Annotated in this window: 17 protein-coding genes and 1 pseudogene; 4 read left to right on the top strand and 14 right to left on the bottom strand. The window is 38.0% G+C overall.

From position 1 onward, the window contains the following. Positions 1 to 10 precede the first annotated feature (10 nt). Positions 11 to 886, bottom strand: a complete 876-nt coding sequence (locus V7183_RS06325) for a YicC/YloC family endoribonuclease (protein ID WP_097895143.1) — start codon at positions 884 to 886, stop codon at positions 11 to 13. 99 nt (positions 887 to 985) lie between these two features. Then, entirely contained in the window at positions 986 to 3,709 is a 2,724-nt protein-coding gene (locus V7183_RS06320) for a calcium-translocating P-type ATPase, SERCA-type (RefSeq protein ID WP_097895141.1), read from the bottom strand. 104 nt (positions 3,710 to 3,813) lie between these two features. Between V7183_RS06320 and V7183_RS06315 the strand changes: the two genes are divergently transcribed. The 4 genes from V7183_RS06315 to V7183_RS06300 all read left to right on the top strand — a co-directional run bounded on the left by V7183_RS06315 (position 3,814) and on the right by V7183_RS06300 (position 7,990). Beyond that, on the top strand, positions 3,814 to 5,523 hold the full coding sequence (locus V7183_RS06315; RefSeq protein WP_335358998.1) for an Rqc2 family fibronectin-binding protein: 1,710 nt from the start codon (positions 3,814 to 3,816) through the stop codon (positions 5,521 to 5,523). A 288-nt stretch (positions 5,524 to 5,811) separates the two neighbouring features. Continuing rightward, positions 5,812 to 6,879, top strand: coding sequence for a M24 family metallopeptidase (locus tag V7183_RS06310; RefSeq protein WP_335358997.1), 1,068 nt, complete (start codon positions 5,812 to 5,814; stop codon positions 6,877 to 6,879). 125 nt (positions 6,880 to 7,004) lie between these two features. Continuing rightward, the gene (locus tag V7183_RS06305) at positions 7,005 to 7,529 is read left to right on the top strand and encodes a DinB family protein (protein WP_335358996.1); all 525 of its coding nucleotides are present in this window, start codon (positions 7,005 to 7,007) and stop codon (positions 7,527 to 7,529) included. A 206-nt stretch (positions 7,530 to 7,735) separates the two neighbouring features. Then, positions 7,736 to 7,990, top strand: coding sequence for a YbeF family protein (locus V7183_RS06300; protein WP_335358995.1), 255 nt, complete (start codon positions 7,736 to 7,738; stop codon positions 7,988 to 7,990). 136 nt (positions 7,991 to 8,126) lie between these two features. On the opposite strand, the gene pyrE is transcribed toward V7183_RS06300, so the two are convergent. The 12 genes and pseudogenes from pyrE to lspA form a co-directional block, all read right to left on the bottom strand. Continuing rightward, a complete protein-coding gene (gene pyrE, locus V7183_RS06295) occupies positions 8,127 to 8,759 on the bottom strand; it encodes an orotate phosphoribosyltransferase (protein WP_016116008.1) in 633 nt (210 codons plus the stop codon). Continuing rightward, the gene (gene pyrF, locus V7183_RS06290; protein ID WP_335358994.1) at positions 8,756 to 9,472 is read right to left on the bottom strand and encodes an orotidine-5'-phosphate decarboxylase; all 717 of its coding nucleotides are present in this window, start codon (positions 9,470 to 9,472) and stop codon (positions 8,756 to 8,758) included. The genes pyrE and pyrF overlap by 4 nt, the downstream gene beginning before the upstream one ends. Positions 9,473 to 9,474: 2 nt before the next feature. Next, positions 9,475 to 10,386: a dihydroorotate oxidase B catalytic subunit gene (gene pyrD, locus V7183_RS06285; RefSeq protein WP_097895128.1), complete on the bottom strand. Its 912-nt coding sequence runs from the start codon at positions 10,384 to 10,386 to the stop codon at positions 9,475 to 9,477. After that, positions 10,383 to 11,162 carry a dihydroorotate oxidase B electron transfer subunit gene (gene pyrK / locus V7183_RS06280; protein WP_097895126.1) on the bottom strand — a complete coding sequence of 260 codons (780 nt, stop codon included), beginning with the start codon at positions 11,160 to 11,162 and terminating at the stop codon, positions 10,383 to 10,385. Before pyrK ends, pyrD begins: the two co-directional genes overlap by 4 nt. Continuing rightward, a complete protein-coding gene (gene carB, locus V7183_RS06275; RefSeq protein WP_097895124.1) occupies positions 11,159 to 14,377 on the bottom strand; it encodes a carbamoyl-phosphate synthase large subunit in 3,219 nt (1,072 codons plus the stop codon). Before carB ends, pyrK begins: the two co-directional genes overlap by 4 nt. Continuing rightward, a complete protein-coding gene (locus tag V7183_RS06270) occupies positions 14,362 to 15,459 on the bottom strand; it encodes a carbamoyl phosphate synthase small subunit (RefSeq protein WP_335358993.1) in 1,098 nt (365 codons plus the stop codon). The genes carB and V7183_RS06270 overlap by 16 nt, the downstream gene beginning before the upstream one ends. Further along, positions 15,456 to 16,742 carry a dihydroorotase gene (gene pyrC / locus V7183_RS06265; protein WP_097895121.1) on the bottom strand — a complete coding sequence of 429 codons (1,287 nt, stop codon included), beginning with the start codon at positions 16,740 to 16,742 and terminating at the stop codon, positions 15,456 to 15,458. Before pyrC ends, V7183_RS06270 begins: the two co-directional genes overlap by 4 nt. Then, the gene (locus V7183_RS06260; RefSeq protein ID WP_335358992.1) at positions 16,726 to 17,640 is read right to left on the bottom strand and encodes an aspartate carbamoyltransferase catalytic subunit; all 915 of its coding nucleotides are present in this window, start codon (positions 17,638 to 17,640) and stop codon (positions 16,726 to 16,728) included. The genes pyrC and V7183_RS06260 overlap by 17 nt, the downstream gene beginning before the upstream one ends. A 148-nt stretch (positions 17,641 to 17,788) precedes the next feature. Then, a complete protein-coding gene (gene uraA, locus V7183_RS06255; RefSeq protein ID WP_097895118.1) occupies positions 17,789 to 19,072 on the bottom strand; it encodes a uracil permease in 1,284 nt (427 codons plus the stop codon). A 146-nt stretch (positions 19,073 to 19,218) separates the two neighbouring features. Continuing rightward, positions 19,219 to 19,761: a bifunctional pyrimidine operon transcriptional regulator/uracil phosphoribosyltransferase gene (gene pyrR, locus V7183_RS06250; protein WP_097895116.1), complete on the bottom strand. Its 543-nt coding sequence runs from the start codon at positions 19,759 to 19,761 to the stop codon at positions 19,219 to 19,221. Positions 19,762 to 19,965: 204 nt separating this feature from the next. After that, the gene (locus V7183_RS06245; RefSeq protein ID WP_335358991.1) at positions 19,966 to 20,874 is read right to left on the bottom strand and encodes an RluA family pseudouridine synthase; all 909 of its coding nucleotides are present in this window, start codon (positions 20,872 to 20,874) and stop codon (positions 19,966 to 19,968) included. Positions 20,875 to 20,878: 4 nt separating this feature from the next. After that, positions 20,879 to 21,069: pseudogene (lspA, locus tag V7183_RS06240) on the bottom strand (lipoprotein signal peptidase LspA); the annotation flags it as partial.

Below are 21,069 nucleotides of genomic sequence, written 5' to 3'. Positions count from 1 at the left end.
TTTTTGACAGCTACTCAATATTTTGTACCTGTTCACGAATTTTTTCAAGGTTATTTTTCATTTCTACAACATATTTTGAAATTGTTAAGTCGTTTGCCTTAGAACCAATCGTATTAATTTCACGATGCATCTCCTGTACGATGAAGTCCATTTTTCTCCCAACAGGCTCTGTAATCTCAAGTGCTTCATGAAATTGATCTAAATGACTTTGCAAACGAACTAATTCTTCATGAATATCACAACGCTCTGCAAACATTGCTACTTCTGTCAACAATCGTTGTTCATCTAAATCCTGATTATGTAATTCCTTCAAGCGATTTTCCAATCGTTCACGATATTTTTGAATTACAATTGGAGCATGCGGGATAATCGCATTTACACAATTGTGAATTTCTTGTAAACGATATGCTATATCTTTATGTAATCGTTCTCCTTCGCCATCTCTCATCGTTTTTAACATACAAGCAGCCTGGCGAACAGCCTCATATAAACTTTGTTCAAATTGTTCATTTACATTTTCCATTTCCTCAATTGCCGTTACTTCTGGCATTCCCATTAGTTGTTGAAGTGTAATGGAATCTTGTAATTGAAACTTTGTTTTTACGTCTTCCATAATGGATTTATACTGCTTGAGAAGCGACCAATTTACACTTAATTTTCTTTCGACAAGTCCTTCCCCTGTAATGCTAACGGACACTTCAATACGTCCGCGGCGAACTTGTTCTGCGATGATCTTACGAATTTTGTCTTCAAAAACCATCATTTGTTTCGGAAGTCGAATGTTCATCTCTAAAAAACGATGGTTCACTGACTTCATTTCTACTGTAATTTGAAAAGCATCGTTTTCTACCTTCGATCTTCCAAATCCTGTCATACTAGAAATCATCTTTATCACATCCACGCCATGAAATAACTCAATGAAAAAGGTAATAGAGATGCAACTCTACTACCTTTTGTAAATTATATCACATTTTCATATCATTGACTATTTCAAGTTTATCCCTTTCTTATACAACAAAGGCTTTTTCTTTTTCTCCTTTTTCCCTGTCAGTAAGGAACCAACTAACAAGAATGTTGGAATGGAGGATAAACCTACAATTAATAACCAATCTCTCGCCTGAATCGGTAGTGTACTAAATATCGGTTGTAATGGTGGATAATAAATCACCACAAGCATCAACAATATGGAAATGATCACCGCTCCAACTAAATACATGTTACCAAATGGATTGCGATGGAATACAGAATGTTCACTACGACAGTCGAATACATGGATAAGCTGTGCTAACACCAGTGTTGCAAACGCTACTGTTTGTGCATATTTCAATTCATTCGGATGTTGATTATACGCAATAATAAATGCAAGTAAGGTTACTGTACCAATCAAAAAGCCTCGACTTACAATCTTCCAAGCAAGTCCTCTAGCAAATACCCCTTCTTTCGGATGTCGTGGCTTTCTTTTCATTACATCTCCCTCAGCTGCATCTAATCCTAATGCCATTGCTGGTAATCCATCCGTTACTAAATTTACCCATAAAATTTGAATTGGAACCATCGGAAGTGGTAGTGCCAGCATCATTGCAAATAACATAACTAAAATCTCTCCGACGTTGGATGCTAATAAATACCGAATGAATTTCCGAATATTTTCATATATATTTCGGCCCTCTTTAATTGCAGATTTAATCGTAGCAAAGTTATCATCTAACAATACAAGAGAGGAAGCTTCTTTGGCTACATCCGTCCCTGTAATCCCCATCGCTATCCCAATATCGGCTGTTTTAATAGCAGGAGCATCATTCACTCCATCACCTGTCATCGCTACAATATGATCTTTATTTTGAAGAGATTTTACAATTTTTAATTTATGTTCAGGGGATACACGTGCAAATACATAGGTGTCTTCTACAATATCCTCTAGTTCATCTACAGACATATTTGCTAATTCCACACCTTCTACAACGCGCCCATTCGGCGGCAAAATTCCTAACTGCTCTGCGATAGCCATTGCCGTTACTTTATGATCTCCCGTAATCATTACCGTTTTAATACCTGCTTCTTTACACTCTTGTACAGCCTGTTTCACTTCTGGTCTTGGTGGATCTATCATTCCTTGGATTCCAACAAGCATAAAATCTCTTTCTACTTCTCGTTCATGTTCAATTGAATCTGTTACTTTTAACGGCTTAAACGCAACTGCAATTGTTCTGAGTGCCTGACTGCCAAGGCTATGGATAGCTGCCTGCACTTCTTTTCGGTACAGTTCACTTAAAGGCTGCTGTTTATTTCCCCATAAAATGGTTTGGCTCATTTGTAACAAAACATCTGGTGCACCTTTTGTAACAACAAATTTTTTACCATCGCGATCACGAACAATAACACTCATCATTTTACGCGTGGAATCAAAAGGAAATTCATGAATAATTTCAAATTTCCCCTTTAGTGCTTCACGTGATATTCCCGCTTTCATTGCTGCTGCAACGAGTGCACCTTCTGTAGGATCTCCATCTAACACATACGTTTTTTTCTTTTTAATAATATTAGCATGATTACATAGACATCCAAATGTTAATAATTGATAAAGCGATTTAGTAGCTGCTGGATCAATATTCTTTTCCTCCTTCATAAAAGATCCAGTTGGCTCATACCCTTGACCTGTTACCTTCCATAATTCACCGCCTGACCACATATGTGTCACCATCATTTTATTTTGCGTCATCGTTCCTGTTTTATCTGAACAGATAACCGAAGCGCACCCTAGCGTTTCTACAGCTGGCAATTTCCGTACAATCGCTCTCTTCTTAATCATACGCTGTACACCAAGTGATAAAGCAACTGTAACAATAGCTGGCAACCCTTCTGGAATTGCCGCAACCGCAAGCGAAACACCAGCTAAAAACATATGGTACACTTCATTACCTTGATATACACCAGCTAATACAACAAGTGCTGTTAAAATAAGAGCGACAACGATTAAGATTTTTCCAAGTTGTTCCAGCCTTCTTTGCAGCGGTGTTTCCATCTGCTCTGCATTTTGCAACAGATTTGCAATCTGTCCCATAGCCGTATTCATCCCTGTAGCTACTACTACTCCGGCCCCGGAACCCCGTGTTATCATCGTCCCCATAAATGCCATATTTTTTTGATCACCAATCGCAACATTTTGACCGCCTAATGCTTCCACTTTCTTTTGAACAGGTACAGATTCTCCCGTTAAAGCCGATTCCTCGATATATAAACTCGATGCTTCAACAAGACGAATATCAGCACCAATACGGTCGCCGCTAGAAAATTTAATGATATCCCCAAGGACAAGTGCTTTAGATGGTATTTTCATCCATTTTCCATTTCGTAAAACCGTTACTTGCGGGGCAGCTAATTCTTTCAAAGCTTCCAATGATTTTTCTGCTTTTCTTTCTTGAAAAAAGCCAAGAACACCATTGATAATAACAATTGCGACAATTGCAATCGAATCAATATACTCTCCTAAAAAAGCTGAAATGATTGTCGCACCAAACAAAACAAGTACCATAAAATCTTTAAACTGCGCCAAAAATACAAGGAGTGCAGAAGGCCTTTTTGCTTCCTGTAACTCATTTGGACCAAGCTTCTTTAATCGTCCTTCTGCCTCTTGCTCTGAAAGTCCTATTTTCACATTCGTATTCGTTCTTTCCTCCACTTCATGCGCACGCATCTCATACCAATTCATCTCGCTATCGACCTCCTGATTGCAGACATACTCTAATGAAAGCTTATTCAGCCTCGTCCAAAAAAATGCTATAATTAACTTTTAGTTAGAAAGGAGTGTTCATAATGGCATTCGATGGATTATTTACAAGAGCGATTACACATGAAATTGCAAATTCTCTTCAAACAGGAAGAATTTCAAAAATATATCAACCCTCAAAATATGAAATTTTATTACATATTCGAGCAAACGGAAAAAATCAAAAACTGATTCTTTCAGCACATCCTACATATGCACGTGTGCATCTTACCAACCAAAGTTATGATTCACCCGCCCTCCCCCCAATGTTTTGTATGCTACTTCGCAAACATTTAGAAGGTGGATTTATTGAAAATATTGAACAAATCGATTTAGAGCGTATTATTCAAATTACGATCCGGAGTCGTAATGAAATTGGAGATGAATCATTAAAAACATTAGTAATTGAAATAATGGGGCGCCACAGCAACATCATTTTAGTAGATGCAAAAACAAATGTTATTTTAGATAGCTTGAAACATGTTTCTTTGGCAGTAAATCGCCATCGTACTGTATATGCTGGTGCAGAATATGTTGCACCACCAGCGCAGCATAAAATCAACCCACTGCAGATTGAAACAGAAGCTGGGTTTATTAGACCGCTAGACTTTTTATCAGGAAATATGGATAAGCAACTTGTAGGAGCGTTTATGGGGATTTCTCCACTATTTGCAAAAGAAGTTGTAAAAAAAGCGGGTTTAGTAAATGAAAATGCATTATCAGCAGCATTTTTCTCATTACAAAAACCACTGCAGGTGCATCAATATACACCAACGATGATAACAGCGAATGGGAAAGAATTCTTTTATCTCTTCCCTCTCACTCACTTAAAAGGTGATGAGAAAGCATTTCCATCCGTTAGCGAATTATTGGATCGTTTCTTCTTTGGAAAAGCAGAACGTGATCGTGTCAAACAACAAGCTCACGATTTAGAACGATTTATGCACAATGAAAAAACAAAGAACGAAAAAAAATTAATTAAACTAGAAAAAACATTACAGGACGCTGGAAAAGCGGGTAAATATCAATTATTCGGTGAGCTCCTTACAGCTAACATGTATGCATTAAAAAAAGGTGACAACGAAATTGAAGTTGTTAACTACTATGATGAAAATGGTGGAACTGTAAAAATCACGTTAGATCCACTAAAAACACCGTCAGAAAATGCACAACGTTATTTTCAAAAGTACCAAAAAGCCAAAAATTCTGTCGCAATTGTGGAAGAACAAATTGAAAAAACGAATGAAGAAATCCTTTACTTTGATAGCCTCCTTCAACAAATGGAAGCTGCTTCTGCAAAAGATATTGAAGAAATTCGCGAAGAATTAGCTGAAGAAGGTTATATACGCAACCGTAAAGCGAAAAATGCAAAGAAAAAACCGACAAAGCCAGTATTAGATAAATATATCGCTAGCGATGGAACAGAAATTTTAGTTGGCAAAAATAATAAGCAAAACGACTATTTAACAACCAAATTTGCACGCCGTGATGAAATTTGGTTACATACGAAAGACATACCTGGATCTCACGTTGTTATCCGCTCTGTGGAACCTGCTGAGGAAACTTTATTAGAGGCTGCCAAACTTGCTGCTTATTACAGTAAAGCAAAGGAGTCTAGTTCTGTTCCGGTCGATTTTACAAAGATCCGTCATGTCAAAAAACCGAGCGGTGCCAAACTTGGATTTGTTACATATGATAATCAACAAACATTGTATGTAACGCCAGATGCTGATACAGTGATGAAATTAAAAGCTTAAAACGTAATAAAGAGGTAATCACAATTCATTGGATATCGTGATTACCTCTTTTTACGTATACACTTCTCTCAGCAATAAAAAAAAATAGACACCATAGATTCCTATGTTAAAAAATATAGACATATAAACTTCTTATTTGTCTATATTTTTTGACAACTTACAAATTAAAACATCACTTTCCCTATCCAACAGATTATGTCCCACATATTCTTTTAAAACACAGCCTTTCACCTAAAAATTTTGGCACAATTCTTGCTTTATATAAGCACGTGAAAAGGAGGAGTCAAAATGATTTTACGAATTAAAAAAATTCAAGAACAGCTACATCAATACGGAATAGACGGATTACTTATTACCAAAAAGGAAAACCGCCAGTATGCAACTGGATTTACAGGTAGCGCTGGAGTCGTGTTACTATCCGCAACTGAAGCTGTATTTATTACAGATTTTCGCTATGTAGATCAAGCAAAAGCACAGGTACAACAAGCGGAAATCATTATGCATAAAGGAAACATAGAACAGGAGATTGCAAATCAAGTAACTAAATTAAACATCCAAAAATTAGGAATCGAAGAAAACGACATAACTTTAAAGCAATACATGGCATTAAAAAAATATGTGAGCAGCGACATTGTACAAGTATGCGAATTAATCGAAACCATTCGTACCATTAAAGAGAAATCTGAAATTGAAACAATTAAAATCGCAGCTAACATTGCGGATCAGGCATTTCAGCATATTACGAGTTTTCTAAAACCCGGTGTATCTGAATTTGACGTTCGAGATGAATTAGAATTTTTCATGCGAAAACAAGGTGCTTCTTCCTCCTCATTTAACATTATTGTAGCTTCCGGAGTCCGGTCTTCTCTCCCGCATGGAGTTGCTACAAATAAAATTATTGAAAATGGAGATATGGTTACGTTAGACTTCGGTGCACTCTACAATGGATATTGCTCTGATTTAACACGTACTGTCGCGATTGGAAGTTACTCCAAAGAATTTGAAAAGATATATAGTATTGTATTAGAAGCATTAAAACGAGGAACCGAAGCAATTAGACCAGGTATCTCCGCAAAAACGATTGATGATGTTACAAGAAATCATATTACAGATCACGGCTACGGTGAATACTTCGGTCATTCTACCGGCCATGGTCTTGGATTAGAACTTCATGAACCTCTTCGATTATCACAAGAAAGTAAAGCTATTTTGCAAGAAGGCATGGTTGTTACTGTCGAGCCAGGTATTTATATCCCTAGCTGGGGCGGTTGTAGAATTGAAGATGATATTGTCATTACAAAAGATGGTCATGAAATAGTTACACAGGCTAATAGAGACCTTATTGTTATTAGTTAATCCGTCCCCTATATAACGATTTTTTCTTTTAACACAAGGAGTTTTTTCTTCTTTATTTAACAGGAATTTCTTTCTATGTAGCGAAATCTTTCTCTGAAGAGATTATTTACTAGGAGGCATTTCTATTGAATTTTGTAATTGATAAGATGGACGGATTAAACATGGAATTCTCAAAACTTGTTTCTATGATGAATTATGCTCGCTATACAACAATGCAAGCGGTACAAGACTTAACAATTGAAGAGCTCGATTATTTGTACGATGATGAGGCAAATTCCATTGGTATGCTTTTATATCATATGGCTGCAATTGAATTTTACTATCAGATTCATACTTTTGAAGATCGTGAACCAACAGAAGCTGAATTAGAACGCTGGTTACCAGGGGTTGAATTAGGTGATCTTGGACGTCAAACGATTAAAAATCATCCTATAGACTACTACATAAATACGTTACAAGAAGTTCGTACTAAAACGATTGCAACGTTTCAATCACTACCTGACGAATGGCTATATAAAACGACACCGTTTTGGTATGACAAACCAGCAAACAACTTTTTCAAATGGTTTCACGTCTTTGAAGACGAAATCAATCATCGCGGACAAATTCGATTAATTAAAAAGATGCAAAAGGCTCATGCAGCAAAATAATAAAAAGTGCTACCTTGTAAGGTGGCACTTTTTATTATTTGTAACTTTGAAATAAAGTGGGATTAAATTTCTCTTACTCTAATTCTCTTAACTATGATTATTTATCCACTCACACTTATTCATTTTGTAATAATTATATTAGGAGAACAAGTATTTCAAAATGTTCACGAGAAACACATGATTTCTTAAGAAAAGGGGACATAACTATGAGTGAATTGATTTTCCTCTTATTTATTTGCCCATTACTTATCTTTATTGTTTCAGTAATTGGGACGCTTAGAACAAGAACATCTTACGTAATGCCCATTGTAACGTTTGCTATTTTTCTTATATTAGGAGTTACATTGTTTACACCATCATTTTTCTTTTGGGTTGGCATGTACAGCATTTTCTCATTTATTGTTTCTTATATGACTTTATTATTTGTAAAAGGGTATGAAGCTATCGAAAGAAACGAGTAACCATTCTCTTTTCATTGAAGAACCTGAAAATTTTCTAAATGCAATACACTCTTTTACAAATCGATTAAAATCAAATTTTTCTACTTTATAAACAAAAAACACGACCGCGTTTCCCCCGCGGTCGTGTTTTTCAATGTTACGCTGTAATCCAAGCCTCATCAGCTGGATTTTTACGCCATTCTTGTAATTTCTTCGTTTCAGCTTGTCCGATCATACCTTTTTCTGCTGCTACTTCAGTTAATGCACTGTAGTCACTTAAAGAATATGATGCTACGTTTGCTGCTGCTAGTTTTTCTTTTCCTGCTTCAAGCTCATATGTGAAGATTGATACAATTCCTAATACTTCACAGCCTGCTTCGCGAAGCGCTTCTACACATGTAATTGCACTACCGCCAGTTGAAATTAGGTCTTCTACTACCACTACTTTTTGACCTTTTTCTGCTTTTCCTTCAATTTGATTCCCTTTACCATGACCTTTTGCTTTACTACGTACGTAACACATTGGTAAGTCCATACGATCGCTTACCCACGCAGCATGCGCAATACCAGCAGTCGCTGTTCCTGCAATAACTTCTACAGTTGGGAAGTGTTCCTCGATTAACTTCTCTAATCCTGCCGCAATCGCTTGACGTACTTTTGGATATGATAACGTTAAACGATTATCACAATAAATTGGTGATTTCATACCAGAAGACCATGTAAATGGATCATTTGGTTGTAAAAATACTGCTCCAATTTCTAATAGATGAGATGCGATTTCTTTTTTCATATTGTTACACCTTCCCACTGTTGTTTTACTGTTTTATACGCTTCAAGCGGATTTTCCGCCTTTGTAATACTACGCCCCACTACAATATAACTTGAACCAAGTTCACGTGCACGTTTTGGTGTTGCTACGCGCACTTGATCATTCACATCATCACTTGCAAGACGAATCCCCGGTGTTACAGTTACAAATTCCGATCCGCATACTTCACGTAATTTTGGTACTTCTAGCGTTGAACATACAACACCATCAAGTCCACTTTCTTTCGTTAATTTTGCATAGTGAGCAACCGCTTCTTCTAACGTTTTCTCAATGCCGATTTCTTTTTTCATCATAGCTTCCGATGTGCTTGTTAGTTGTGTAACTGCAATACAAATCGGTCTCTCTTTTCCTTCTTGCTTACCTTCCTCTAATCCCTCAAGCGCAGCTTTCATCATACTGCTTCCCCCAGCAGCATGAACATTTACCATATCAACATCTAGACTAGCTAGGCTACGCATTGCGCTCTTTACCGTATTCGGAATATCATGAAGCTTCAAATCTAGAAAAATTTGATGCCCTTTTTCTTTTAGGTACGTAATAATAGCAGGTCCCTCTTTGTAAAATAGTTCCATACCAACTTTGACAAATAACTGCTCCCCTTCAAAGTGATGCAAAAACTGTTCTACCTCTGCTTTACCTGGAAAATCCAGTGCAACGATTAAAGGCTGTGACATGATTATTTCCAGCTCCTTCCTTGACATTCCGAAATGTGGTCAAATCCTAATTCATCTAATAATGCTGGTAATTCTTCAATAATTGTTGGACATACAAACGGATCCACAAAGTTTGCTGTACCAACTGCAACTGCACTTGCACCAGCGTAGAAGAATTCAATAACATCTTCCGCTGATTCAATACCGCCCATTCCGATAATTGGAATATTAACTGCTTGACTTACTTCATGTACCATACGAATCGCTACTGGCTTAATGGCTGGGCCTGATAGTCCACCTGTACGGTTTGCTAAAATTGGTTTTGCTGTTTTTAAATCTAGACGCATACCAAGCAATGTATTAATCATCGTTAATCCGTCCGCACCTGCATTTTCGATTGCCTTTGCAATCTCCACAATGTTTGCCACATTCGGTGACAATTTCACATATACCGGTACTTCAGAAACCTCTTTTACTCGCTTCGTTAAATCAGCAGCAATTTCTGGGACAGTACCAAAAGCAATACCACCCGTTTTTACATTGGGACAAGAGATATTTAACTCTAGCGCATGAACATTTGGTGCTTTCGAAATTTCCTTTGCTACCGCTACATAATCCTCAGCCTGTGAGCCCGCAACGTTCGCAATAATTGGAAGATCAAATTGCTCTAACCATGGTAATTCAGAAGTCATTACCTTTTCTAACCCTGGGTTTTGAAGCCCGATTGCATTTAGCATTCCGGCTGGCGTTTCAGCAACACGAGGCGTTGGATTTCCATAACGAGGTTGTTCCGTTGTTGCTTTAATCATGATTGATCCAAGTACACTTAAATCATAAAACTGCGCATACTCACGACCAAACCCGAAGCAACCAGATGCTGGGATAATCGGATTCTTTAATGATAATCCTGGTAATTCAACTTGCAATCTGTTCATAGTACAACCTCCCCGATTGGAAATACTGGCCCGTCGCTGCACACCTTCTTGTAAGAATGTCCACTTGGATCTTCTTGCAAGTGGCATACACATGCGAAACATGCTCCAATACCACAGCCCATACGTTCTTCTAGTGAAATGTAGGCTTTTTTCTCTTTATAGCGGCCTTCCAATGCGCGAAGCATTGCTAAAGGTCCACATGAGTATAAAATGTCAAAGTCAATTCCATAGCTATCAATCACATCTGTTACAAATCCTTTTGTACCATGTGTACCATCGACTGTTGCAACATACGTATCACCAAGCTCTGCAAATTTCTCTTCGTAGAAGACAACATCTTTTGTTTGGAAACCTAGGATGTGAATGACACGTACTCCTTTTGCAACAAGGCGTTGTGATAACTCATAAAGTGGTGGCACACCAATTCCCCCACCTACTAATAGAGCAGTTTGTCCAGCTTCCGCTTCTTCTACCGGAAATCCGTGACCTAATGGTCCTAATACGTCTACAAGTTCACCTTGCTTTTTCTTTGCTAATGTTTTTGTTCCTTGTCCTTCCGCTCGATACAGCATTGTAAACTCGTTCTTGTCTTGATCTACATTACAAATACTAATTGGGCGGCGCAGAAGGGGCGTGATGCCCTCTGCTACCTTAATGTGTACAAACTGCCCTGGTTCGTTCATTTGCTGTACAAGATCCCCTTGAAGCACTAATTCGTAAATGTTTTTTGCGATTTCTGTTTGGTTAACGACGATCATATTTTGCTTTTGCATCATGCATGTACCACCTCGTGACCTTGCTTTGGCGCGATTTCTTTCATTGCGTGAGCTGAGAATGTCATAGATTCTAGTACGCGCAAGATTGCTCTTGTTGTATCAAGTGATGTTAAGCAAGCTACACCATTCTCTACAGACTCACGGCGAATGCGGAAACCATCACGCGCTGGTTGTTTTCCTTTTGTTAATGTATTGATTACAAACTGTGCTTTTCCTTGACGAATAATATCAAGTAAGTTGTAGTCTTCAGAATCAATTTTGTTTACAACTTGCACCGGAATGTTTTGCTCTGTTAACGATTGTGCTGTTCCTGCTGTTGCTAATAAGTTATAGCCGATTTCATGGAAGCGTTTTGCAATTTCCATCGCTTCTTCTTTATCTTTATCCGCCACAGTAATGATTACTGATCCGTGCGTTGGAATGTTAATTCCTGAAGCAACAAGTCCTTTATACAGTGCTTTTTCAAGCGTTAAGTCTTTACCCATTACTTCCCCTGTTGATTTCATTTCAGGCCCTAATGTTGTATCAACTGAACGTAGTTTCGCAAATGAGAATACTGGAGCTTTTACATACACTTCATTCTCTTCTGGGCGATATCCAGTTTCATATCCTTGTTCTACAAGATTTTGACCTAAAATAACTTTTGTTGCGATATTCGCCATCGGTACACCTGTAATTTTACTTAAGAATGGTACTGTACGGCTCGCACGTGGGTTTACTTCAATTACATACACTTCGTCTTTGAATACTACAAACTGGATATTCAGTAATCCAACAATGTTTAATCCTCTTCCAAGTGCAATTGTATTTTCGATAATTTGTTCTTTCAGTTTTGCAGATAAGCTTTGCGGTGGGTATACTCCAATTGAGTCACCAGAGTGAACTCCAGCGCGTTCAATATGTTCCATAATACCTGGAATGAATACATTTTCACCGTCTGAAATCGCATCTACTTCAATTTCTTTACCAACCATGTAACGGTCAATTAATACTGGATGATCTGCATGAACTTTTACTGCGTTTTTCATATAGTGCAGTAGTTCTTCTTGACGATATACAATTTCCATTGCACGTCCACCAAGTACGTAAGATGGTCTTACTAGTACTGGATACCCAATTTCTTCAGCAATTGCTACCGCTTGTTCTACTGTTGTTGCTGTTTTACCAACTGGCTGCGGGATACCAAGCTTCGTTAATGCTGCTTCAAATTTATCACGATCTTCTGCACGGTCTAAATCTTCAAGGGATGTTCCTAAAATTTTCACACCGTGTTCTTCTAATTTAGCAGCTAAATTAATTGCCGTTTGTCCACCGAATTGAACGATAACACCTTCTGGCTTTTCTAAATCAATGATGTGCATTACATCTTCGATTGTTAATGGTTCAAAGTATAATTTGTCAGAAATACTGAAGTCTGTTGAAACTGTTTCTGGGTTGTTATTTACAATAATTGCTTCGTATCCAGCTTCTTTAATTGCCCACACAGAGTGAACTGTTGCATAGTCAAACTCAACACCTTGACCAATACGGATTGGACCAGATCCTAGTACGACTACACTCTTGCGATCTGTCACAATTGATTCGTTCTCGTCACCGTATGTGCTGTAGTAGTATGGTGTGGCAGATTCGAACTCTGCCGCACAAGTATCTACCATTTTAAATACTGGTGTCATATTATTTTCTTTACGCATATCGTAAATTTCACGCTCTGTTTTATTCCAAGCAGCTGCAATGTAGTGATCACTGAAGCCCATTTTTTTCGCAGATTGTAATACTTCCATATTTCCTACATTCGCTTTTACTTCGCGTTCCATGTTTACGATGTTTTCAACTTTTTGTAAGAAGAAGAAGTCCATTTCACACCATGCGTTGATTTCTTCTTTTGTTACACCTTGACGGATCGCTTCTGCTACAACAAACAGTCGCTCATCATCAGCTTTAATAATGCGTTTTTTCATTGTTTCTTTATCAAGCTCTTTTAAGTGGTCTAACTCTAAGTGATAAATGCCAAGCTCCAGAGAACGAACCGCTTTTAATAATGATTCCTCTAAGTTACGTCCGATTGACATAACTTCACCTGTTGCTTTCATCTGCGTACCAAGCGTTCTGTTTGCTGATTCAAACTTATCAAATGGCCAGCGCGGAATTTTTGAAACAACATAATCTAATGCCGGCTCGAAGCATGCATATGTTTTTTGTGTTACTGGGTTTACAATTTCATCTAATGTTAAGCCGACTGCAATTTTCGCTGCTAACTTCGCAATTGGATATCCAGTTGCTTTAGATGCTAGTGCAGATGAACGACTTACACGTGGGTTTACTTCGATTACATAGTACTGGAAGCTATATGGATCAAGCGCAAGCTGAACGTTACATCCACCTTCAATTCCTAGTGCACGAATAATTCTTAATGAAGTGTTACGTAACATTTGATATTCACGATCACTTAACGTTTGGCTTGGTGCAACAACGATAGAATCCCCTGTATGAACACCAACTGGATCGATATTTTCCATATTACATACTACGATGGCATTATCATTTGAATCACGCATTACTTCATATTCGATTTCCTTACAACCAGCAATACTCTTTTCTAATAAACATTGTGTTACTGGGCTATGTTTTAAACCGCTTGTTACGGTTTCAATTAATTCTTCTTCGTTATGACAAATACCGCCGCCAGTTCCTCCTAATGTGAACGCTGGACGAACGATTACTGGATAACCGATTTCTTTTACGAATTCATATGCTTCATCAAGCGTATGAATAATTTCACTTGGTGGTGTTGGTTCATTTAAATCTTGCATTAATGTACGGAATAAATCACGATCTTCCGCTTGCTCGATTGCTGATAATTTTGTTCCTAAAATTTCAACTCCGCATTCGTCAAGTACGCCTGATTTTGCAAGTTCAACCGCCATATTTAAGCCTGTTTGGCCACCTAATGTTGGTAAGATTGCATCTGGACGTTCTTTACGAATAATGCGGCTTACAAATTCTAAAGTTAATGGCTCAATGTATACTTTATCTGCTGTTGCAGTATCTGTCATAATTGTTGCTGGGTTAGAGTTAACAAGGATTACTTTGTAACCTTCTTCTTTAAGAGATTGACAAGCTTGTGTACCAGAGTAGTCAAACTCCGCTGCTTGCCCAATTACAATTGGTCCTGATCCGATTACTAAAATTGTGTTAATGTCTAGGCGTTTTGGCATAACTCTTCCCCTTCTTTCTTGAAGTTTGCAATCATTGTTAAGAAATCTTCGAATAAATCATTTGCATCTTCTGGTCCTGCTGAAGCTTCTGGATGGTATTGTACTGTAAATGCTGGGAACTTCGTATGACGAAGACCTTCTACTGTTCCATCATTTAAAGCTACATGTGTAATTTCAAGATCTGTACTTTTAACTGATTCTTCTTCTACTGCGTAACCATGGTTTTGAGAAGTAATGGCTACTTTTCCAGTTGCAAGATGCTTTACTGGATGGTTTAATCCACGGTGACCGAATTTTAACTTGCTTGTATTTGCACCAGATGCTAGAGCGAACAATTGATGTCCAAGGCAAATTCCGAATAACGGTACTTTCCCAATGATACCTTGTAACATTTCAATTGCTTCTGGTACATCTTTTGGATCCCCAGGTCCATTACTTAACATAATTCCATCTGGGCTAAGGCGTAAAATCTCTTCAGCCGTTGTATTGTAAGGTACAACAATTACATCACAGTCACGTTTATTTAGTTCTCGTAAAATACCATGCTTCATACCGAAGTCTACAAGTACAACACGATGGCCACGACCTGGACTTGGATATGGGTCTTTTGTTGATACACGTTTCACATGATCTGTAAAGACTGTCGCTTTTAATTGATTAACGATGTACTCTACATCCGCATCCATGTTGCAAAGACGTCCGCGTAATGTTCCATATTGACGAATTTTTCGTGTTAATTTTCTTGTATCAATTCCTGCTAATCCTGGAATGTTTCTTTCTTTTAAATAATCATCTAACGAAATTTCATTACGGAAGTTAGATGGGTAATCACAAATTTCGTTTACTATTAAACCATTTACAGATGGATGAATTGATTCGAAATCATCACGGTTAATGCCGTAGTTTCCGATTAATGGGTACGTAAATGTTACAATTTGACCGCAGTATGATGGATCAGATAGTGTTTCTTGATATCCAGTCATTCCAGTTGTAAATACAACTTCACCTGACTTTTCGATTTCTCCTCCGAAACCTTTTCCAATTAATACTGTTCCATCTTCTAAGATAAGTTGTCTTTTCATACTAATGCACTCTCCTTTTGCCATGCGATCTTACCACCAACGATTGTCATAACCGGCCAGCCTTGACATTTCCAGCCTGCAAATGGCGTATTTTTTCCTTTTGATAAGAATGTTGTTGGATCAATCTCTTCTTCATTGTCTAAATCGATAATTGTAATATCAGCTGCTCTACCTTCTGTCAGGCGCCCTGCTTCTAAACCGAATGTATCAGCTGGTTTTTCTGTTAAGAATTGAATTAATTGTTCTAATGTAATGATTCCTTTTTTCACAAGGTTCGTATATAAAAGTGGGAATGCCGTTTCAAAACCAGTAATTCCGAACGGTGCTCTTTCAATCCCTTGCGCTTTCTCTTCCGCAGTATGCGGTGCGTGGTCAGTTGCGATCATATCGATCGTTCCATCTAATAATCCTTCGATTAACGCTTCATGATCTTCTTTTCCTCGAAGCGGTGGATTCATTTTAAAATTAGGATCAGCTGATGGGATATCATCTTCACATAATAGTAAGTGATGCGGCGTTACTTCTGCTGTCACTTTAATTCCAGCACGTTTTGCATCACGAATCACACGTACAGATCCTTTTGTACTTACGTGACATACGTGATAGTGACAATCTGCTGCTTCCGCAAGTAATATGTCCCGGGCAATATGTACGGATTCACATACTGATGGGATACCGTTTAATCCGTGTTTCTCAGAAAACTTCCCTTCATGTACACATCCTTTATTAATTAGCGTATTTTCTTCACAGTGTGCAACGACTGCCATATTTAATTTCGCTGCACGCTTCATAGCAGCTAGCATCATGCTCGCATCTTGTACGCCTACTCCATCATCAGTAAACGCGAACGCTCCAAGTTCTTTTAATGTTTCAAAGTCTGTCATTTCAGAACCTGCTTGGCGTACTGTAATCGCTCCATATGGTAAGACATTTACATGTGCTTTTTCTTTAATTCGTTTTTGCAAGTCTTCCATATGTTCTTTACTATCTGGCACTGGTCGCGTATTTGGCATTGCGCAAATTGTTGTAAATCCGCCTTTTGCTGCTGCAAGTGTACCTGTTTCAATTGTTTCTTTATGTTCACCACCTGGCTCACGAAGATGAACGTGTACATCTACTAATCCAGGCGCGATTAATTTTCCGTTTACATCGATTACTTCAGCATGATCTGCCGTAATATTTTCTGCTACTTTCGCAATTTTACCGTCTTGTACAAGAAGATCTGTTACTACGATTTTTCCTTCGTTATTCAGATAGCGTCCATTTTTAAACAAATAATTCATGTTTCATTCCTCCTAATACATTTGGTAATGCGCGTTTTAGTACAGCCATTCTTACGTAAACTCCATTTTCCATCTGTTTGAATATGCGTGAACGCTCACACTCAACGAGCTCACTTGCAATTTCGACATCGCGGTTTACCGGAGCTGGATGCATAATAATACTTCCTTGTTTCATACTCTTTTCTCGCTCAATTGTTAATCCATGCTGCTCATGATACTCTTTCATAACCTCTGTTTCATAATGGTCATGACGCTCATGTTGCACACGAAGTAACATCATCACATCAACTTCTGGAACAAGTTCATCTAAACTTTTGTATGTTCCAAATGTGTTTGTTTCATCTTTCCACTCTTCTGGACTAGCAAAATAAATCGTTGCTCCTAATTTCGTTAGTGCCTCAGCGTTAGAACGTGCTACTCGGCTGTGACGAATATCTCCAACAATTGCAATCTTTAATCCTTCAAATCTTCCAAACTCTTGTTTAATTGTTAGAAGATCTAATAGACATTGCGTTGGGTGATTTCCACATCCATCTCCAGCATTTAAAATTTGGATGTTTATCTTACCTTTCAGCTCATCAAAGTAGCGATCTTGCCCGTGGCGGATGACTACTGCTTTTGTTCCGATTGATTCTAGTGTTCTTATCGTATCGTATAACGTTTCTCCTTTTTGTACGCTAGATGAATCTGCTGAGAAGTTTAACACATCAAGTCCTAATCTCTTCTCAGCAACTTCGAAGCTAAACCTTGTTCTTGTACTGTTTTCAAAAAACAGGTTCGCTACAAATGTTTGCTCTGTTGTTTTTCTCTCTCTTCCATTCGCAAAATCTTCTGCGTCTTTTAGGATTTCTGAAATCTCTTCTTTCGATAATTCACTCATCGTTAACAAATGGCTCATTGTCATCCCTCATCTTTCTGATTTTTATGATAACACCTTTGTATTTTTATAACAATAACCGCATAAAAATACCCTAGTCGTGTGAGACTAGGGTGCAAGAAAGAAGCCACCCTTTTCTGTCTCACAGGACTGAATTAAAAGGTTGTTTTTATGAAGCAATCTGCTTAGATTGTTGTTTCTCTTTCATTTCAGGTAACAGTAGATTTAACAGTACACCAACGATTGCTGCAAGCGCCATTCCCTCTACTTGGAATGATTCTCCGACACGAAGTACCGCACCACCAATACCAATCACAAGGATAACAGATGCAATCATTAAGTTTCGTTTATCACTTAAGTCTGTTTTATCATCTACCATCATGCGTAAACCACTTGATGCGATTACACCGAAGAGCAAGATTGATACACCGCCCATAACCGGCGTTGGAATGGAATGAATCAGTGCTGAAATCTTACCAATAAATCCGAACATGATTGCGAAGACTGCTGATCCGATGAATAAGTATACACTGTATGCTCTTGTAATTGCCAGTACACCGATGTTTTCACCGTATGTTGTATTCGGCGGTCCACCAATTAATGATGCGATTAATGTCGCTACACCATCTCCAAAAATCGAGCGATGTAAACCTGGTTTTTCAATTAAGTCTCGATTAATAACATTTCCAAGTACGATTTGATGTCCGATATGTTCTGAAATTGTTACAAGTGCTACTGGCACCATTAAGAGTACAATCTTCCATGAAAACTCTGGCGTGTAAGTTACAAATGGTACGACAAAGTCTGGTACATCAAACCATTTCGCCTCAGCTACTGGCTTTAAGTCCACCAATCCTTGGAAGTAAGCGAAGATATATCCTCCGATAATCCCTAGTAAAATTGGTATGATGCTGAAAAATCCTCTTCCGAATATGGAGCAAATAATTGTAATTGCTAGCGTTACTAATGCTACTGAGAAGTGTGTAAAACTATATTTCCCATCTGCACCATTCATTGCCATGTTAACTGCTGTATGTGCTAAAGCTAAACCAATAACCATAACAACTGGACCAACTACAATAGGAGGAAGTAATTTCATAATCCAAGATGATCCTGATTTCTTAATTCCTAGCGAAACTAAGATATAAACAAGTCCTGCTAACATACCTCCAAGCATCGCCGCTCCCGGCCCACCTGCTGTTTTAGCTGTAATAATTGGTGCGATAAACGCGAACGATGATCCTAGATACGCTGGTACTTGACCTTTTGTTATAAGAAGAAACGCTAGTGTTCCTAATCCGCTTGAAATTAAAGCTACTGATGGATTCAGCCCTGTTAAAAACGGAACAAGCACTGTTGATCCAAACATCGCAAATAAATGTTGTATACTTAAAAATAACCATTTTCCCGGTTTCGGTACTTCATGAATGTCTAACACTGGCTTTTGCTCCATTGTTACATCCTCCTTCAGTTTAAAACTTTTCAATAAAAAAACTCTTTGTGACTATGCACAAAGAGTCCTATACTTTCGTATGCCAAATTTGACATATGAAAGCCAAGACCCTTTGGCAGCCTCACAGGACTACATTTAAAAGGGCTTTACTTATCGTATATGCTTACTCGATCTTGCTGATCTGTCTCTTGCAAATCAACTTCAATACGTTCTTCACTTGATGTTGGAATGTTTTTTCCTACATAATCAGCACGAATTGGTAATTCGCGATGACCTCTGTCCACAAGAACCGCCAGTTGGATTTGTGATGGTCTTCCTAAATCCATCAAAGCATCCATTGCCGCTCGAACTGTTCTACCTGTATATAAAACATCATCCACAAGAATCACTTTTTTCTTTGTAATGTCTACAGGAATATCTGAACCTTTTACAAGCGGTTCTTTATTTTTTGACTGCAACGTTAAATCATCACGATATAATGTAATGTCTAACTCTCCAACCTCAATGTTTTTTCCTTCAATTTGACCAATGCGTTCTGCTAAACGCTGTGCAATAAAAATCCCACGTGTTTTAATTCCAACAAGAACACAATTATCGACACCTTTATTACGTTCCACGATTTCATGACTGATTCGTGTTAAAGCGCGGCGAATCATTTGGTCATCTAAAACGACAGCTTTTTCTTGCATACTCTACACCTCCAAGCTTTTTTCTTGCGTGAGAGGAATGGTATAAAAAAAGTCCTCTCAGCGTGTGCGAGAGGACTTTTGAAAAAAGGGTACAATCATACCCTAAGTATTTCAAACCGTTACCTTCTCAACCTCACGGGGCTGTGTTAAAGGATCATTATTTAGCTGTTGTTAGTATCGCAGGTTTTACTCGTTTTGTCAATACTATTTCCGTAAAGCATTTAAAACTTCTTCAAATACTGCCGGAACTGGTGCCTCAAATTCGACATATTCGCCTGTACGAGGATGATCAAATCCTAAAATCCCTGCATGAAGCGCTTGTCCATTTATATCTAATGTTTTTTTCGGACCATATTTCGGATCTCCTGCAAGTGGATATCCAATATATTTCATATGAACACGAATTTGATGTGTACGTCCTGTTTCTAAACGACATTCCACAAGTGTAAAATCTTTAAATCGCTCTAACACTTGAAAATGTGTAACAGCATGCTTACCATTTTCATCAACCGTCATACTTTGACGCTCCTTCTTATCTCGAACAATTGGAGCATCAATTGTTCCTTTATCATGCGGAATTACACCATGAACAATCGCTTTATAGCGTCTTGTTACCGTTTTTTCCACTAGCTGATTTACAAGCGATTCATGTGCCATATCGTTTTTTGCAACCATTAATAATCCAGATGTATCTTTATCAATACGGTGCACAATACCAGGACGCATTACACCGTTAATACCCGATAAATCTGTACAATGATGCATTAATCCATTTACAAGTGTACCACTCGTATGTCCTGGGGCTGGATGTACAACCATGCCACGTGGCTTATTCACAACTAACACATCAGCATCCTCATAATAAATTTCCAAATTCATATCTTCTGGGCTGATATCAAGTTCTTCTGGTTCTGGTATTGTTACTGTAATTTCATCATTTGCTCTTACTTTATAATTACCTTTAACAGCTTTTCCATTTACTGTTACAACACCATCTTTAATCCATTGCTGCACTTGTGTACGTGACCATTCACTGTTGACACCTGCAACAAATTTATCAATCCGTTCATTTTTTTGTTCTTCTGCAACTGTTACTTGCACTACTTCGCTCATTCAATTACTCCTTCATTTTCTTTCCTTCTAATAATGTTTGAATAATAATTAATACAACTCCAATACATAAAGCTGAGTCAGCTATGTTAAATACCGGATAGTTGTATGAAAAAATATACACGTGAATGAAATCCACCACTTCTTGTCTAAATACACGATCAATAAAATTGCCAATTGCTCCGCCTAAAATAAGAC

Origin of the sequence: Bacillus sp. JJ1127, assembly GCF_036965845.1 — a bacterium.
In the GTDB taxonomy this organism is placed as follows: domain Bacteria; phylum Bacillota; class Bacilli; order Bacillales; family Bacillaceae_G; genus Bacillus_A.
Note: the sequence above shows the minus strand (reverse complement) of the source record. Positions and strands in the feature narration are given on the sequence as shown.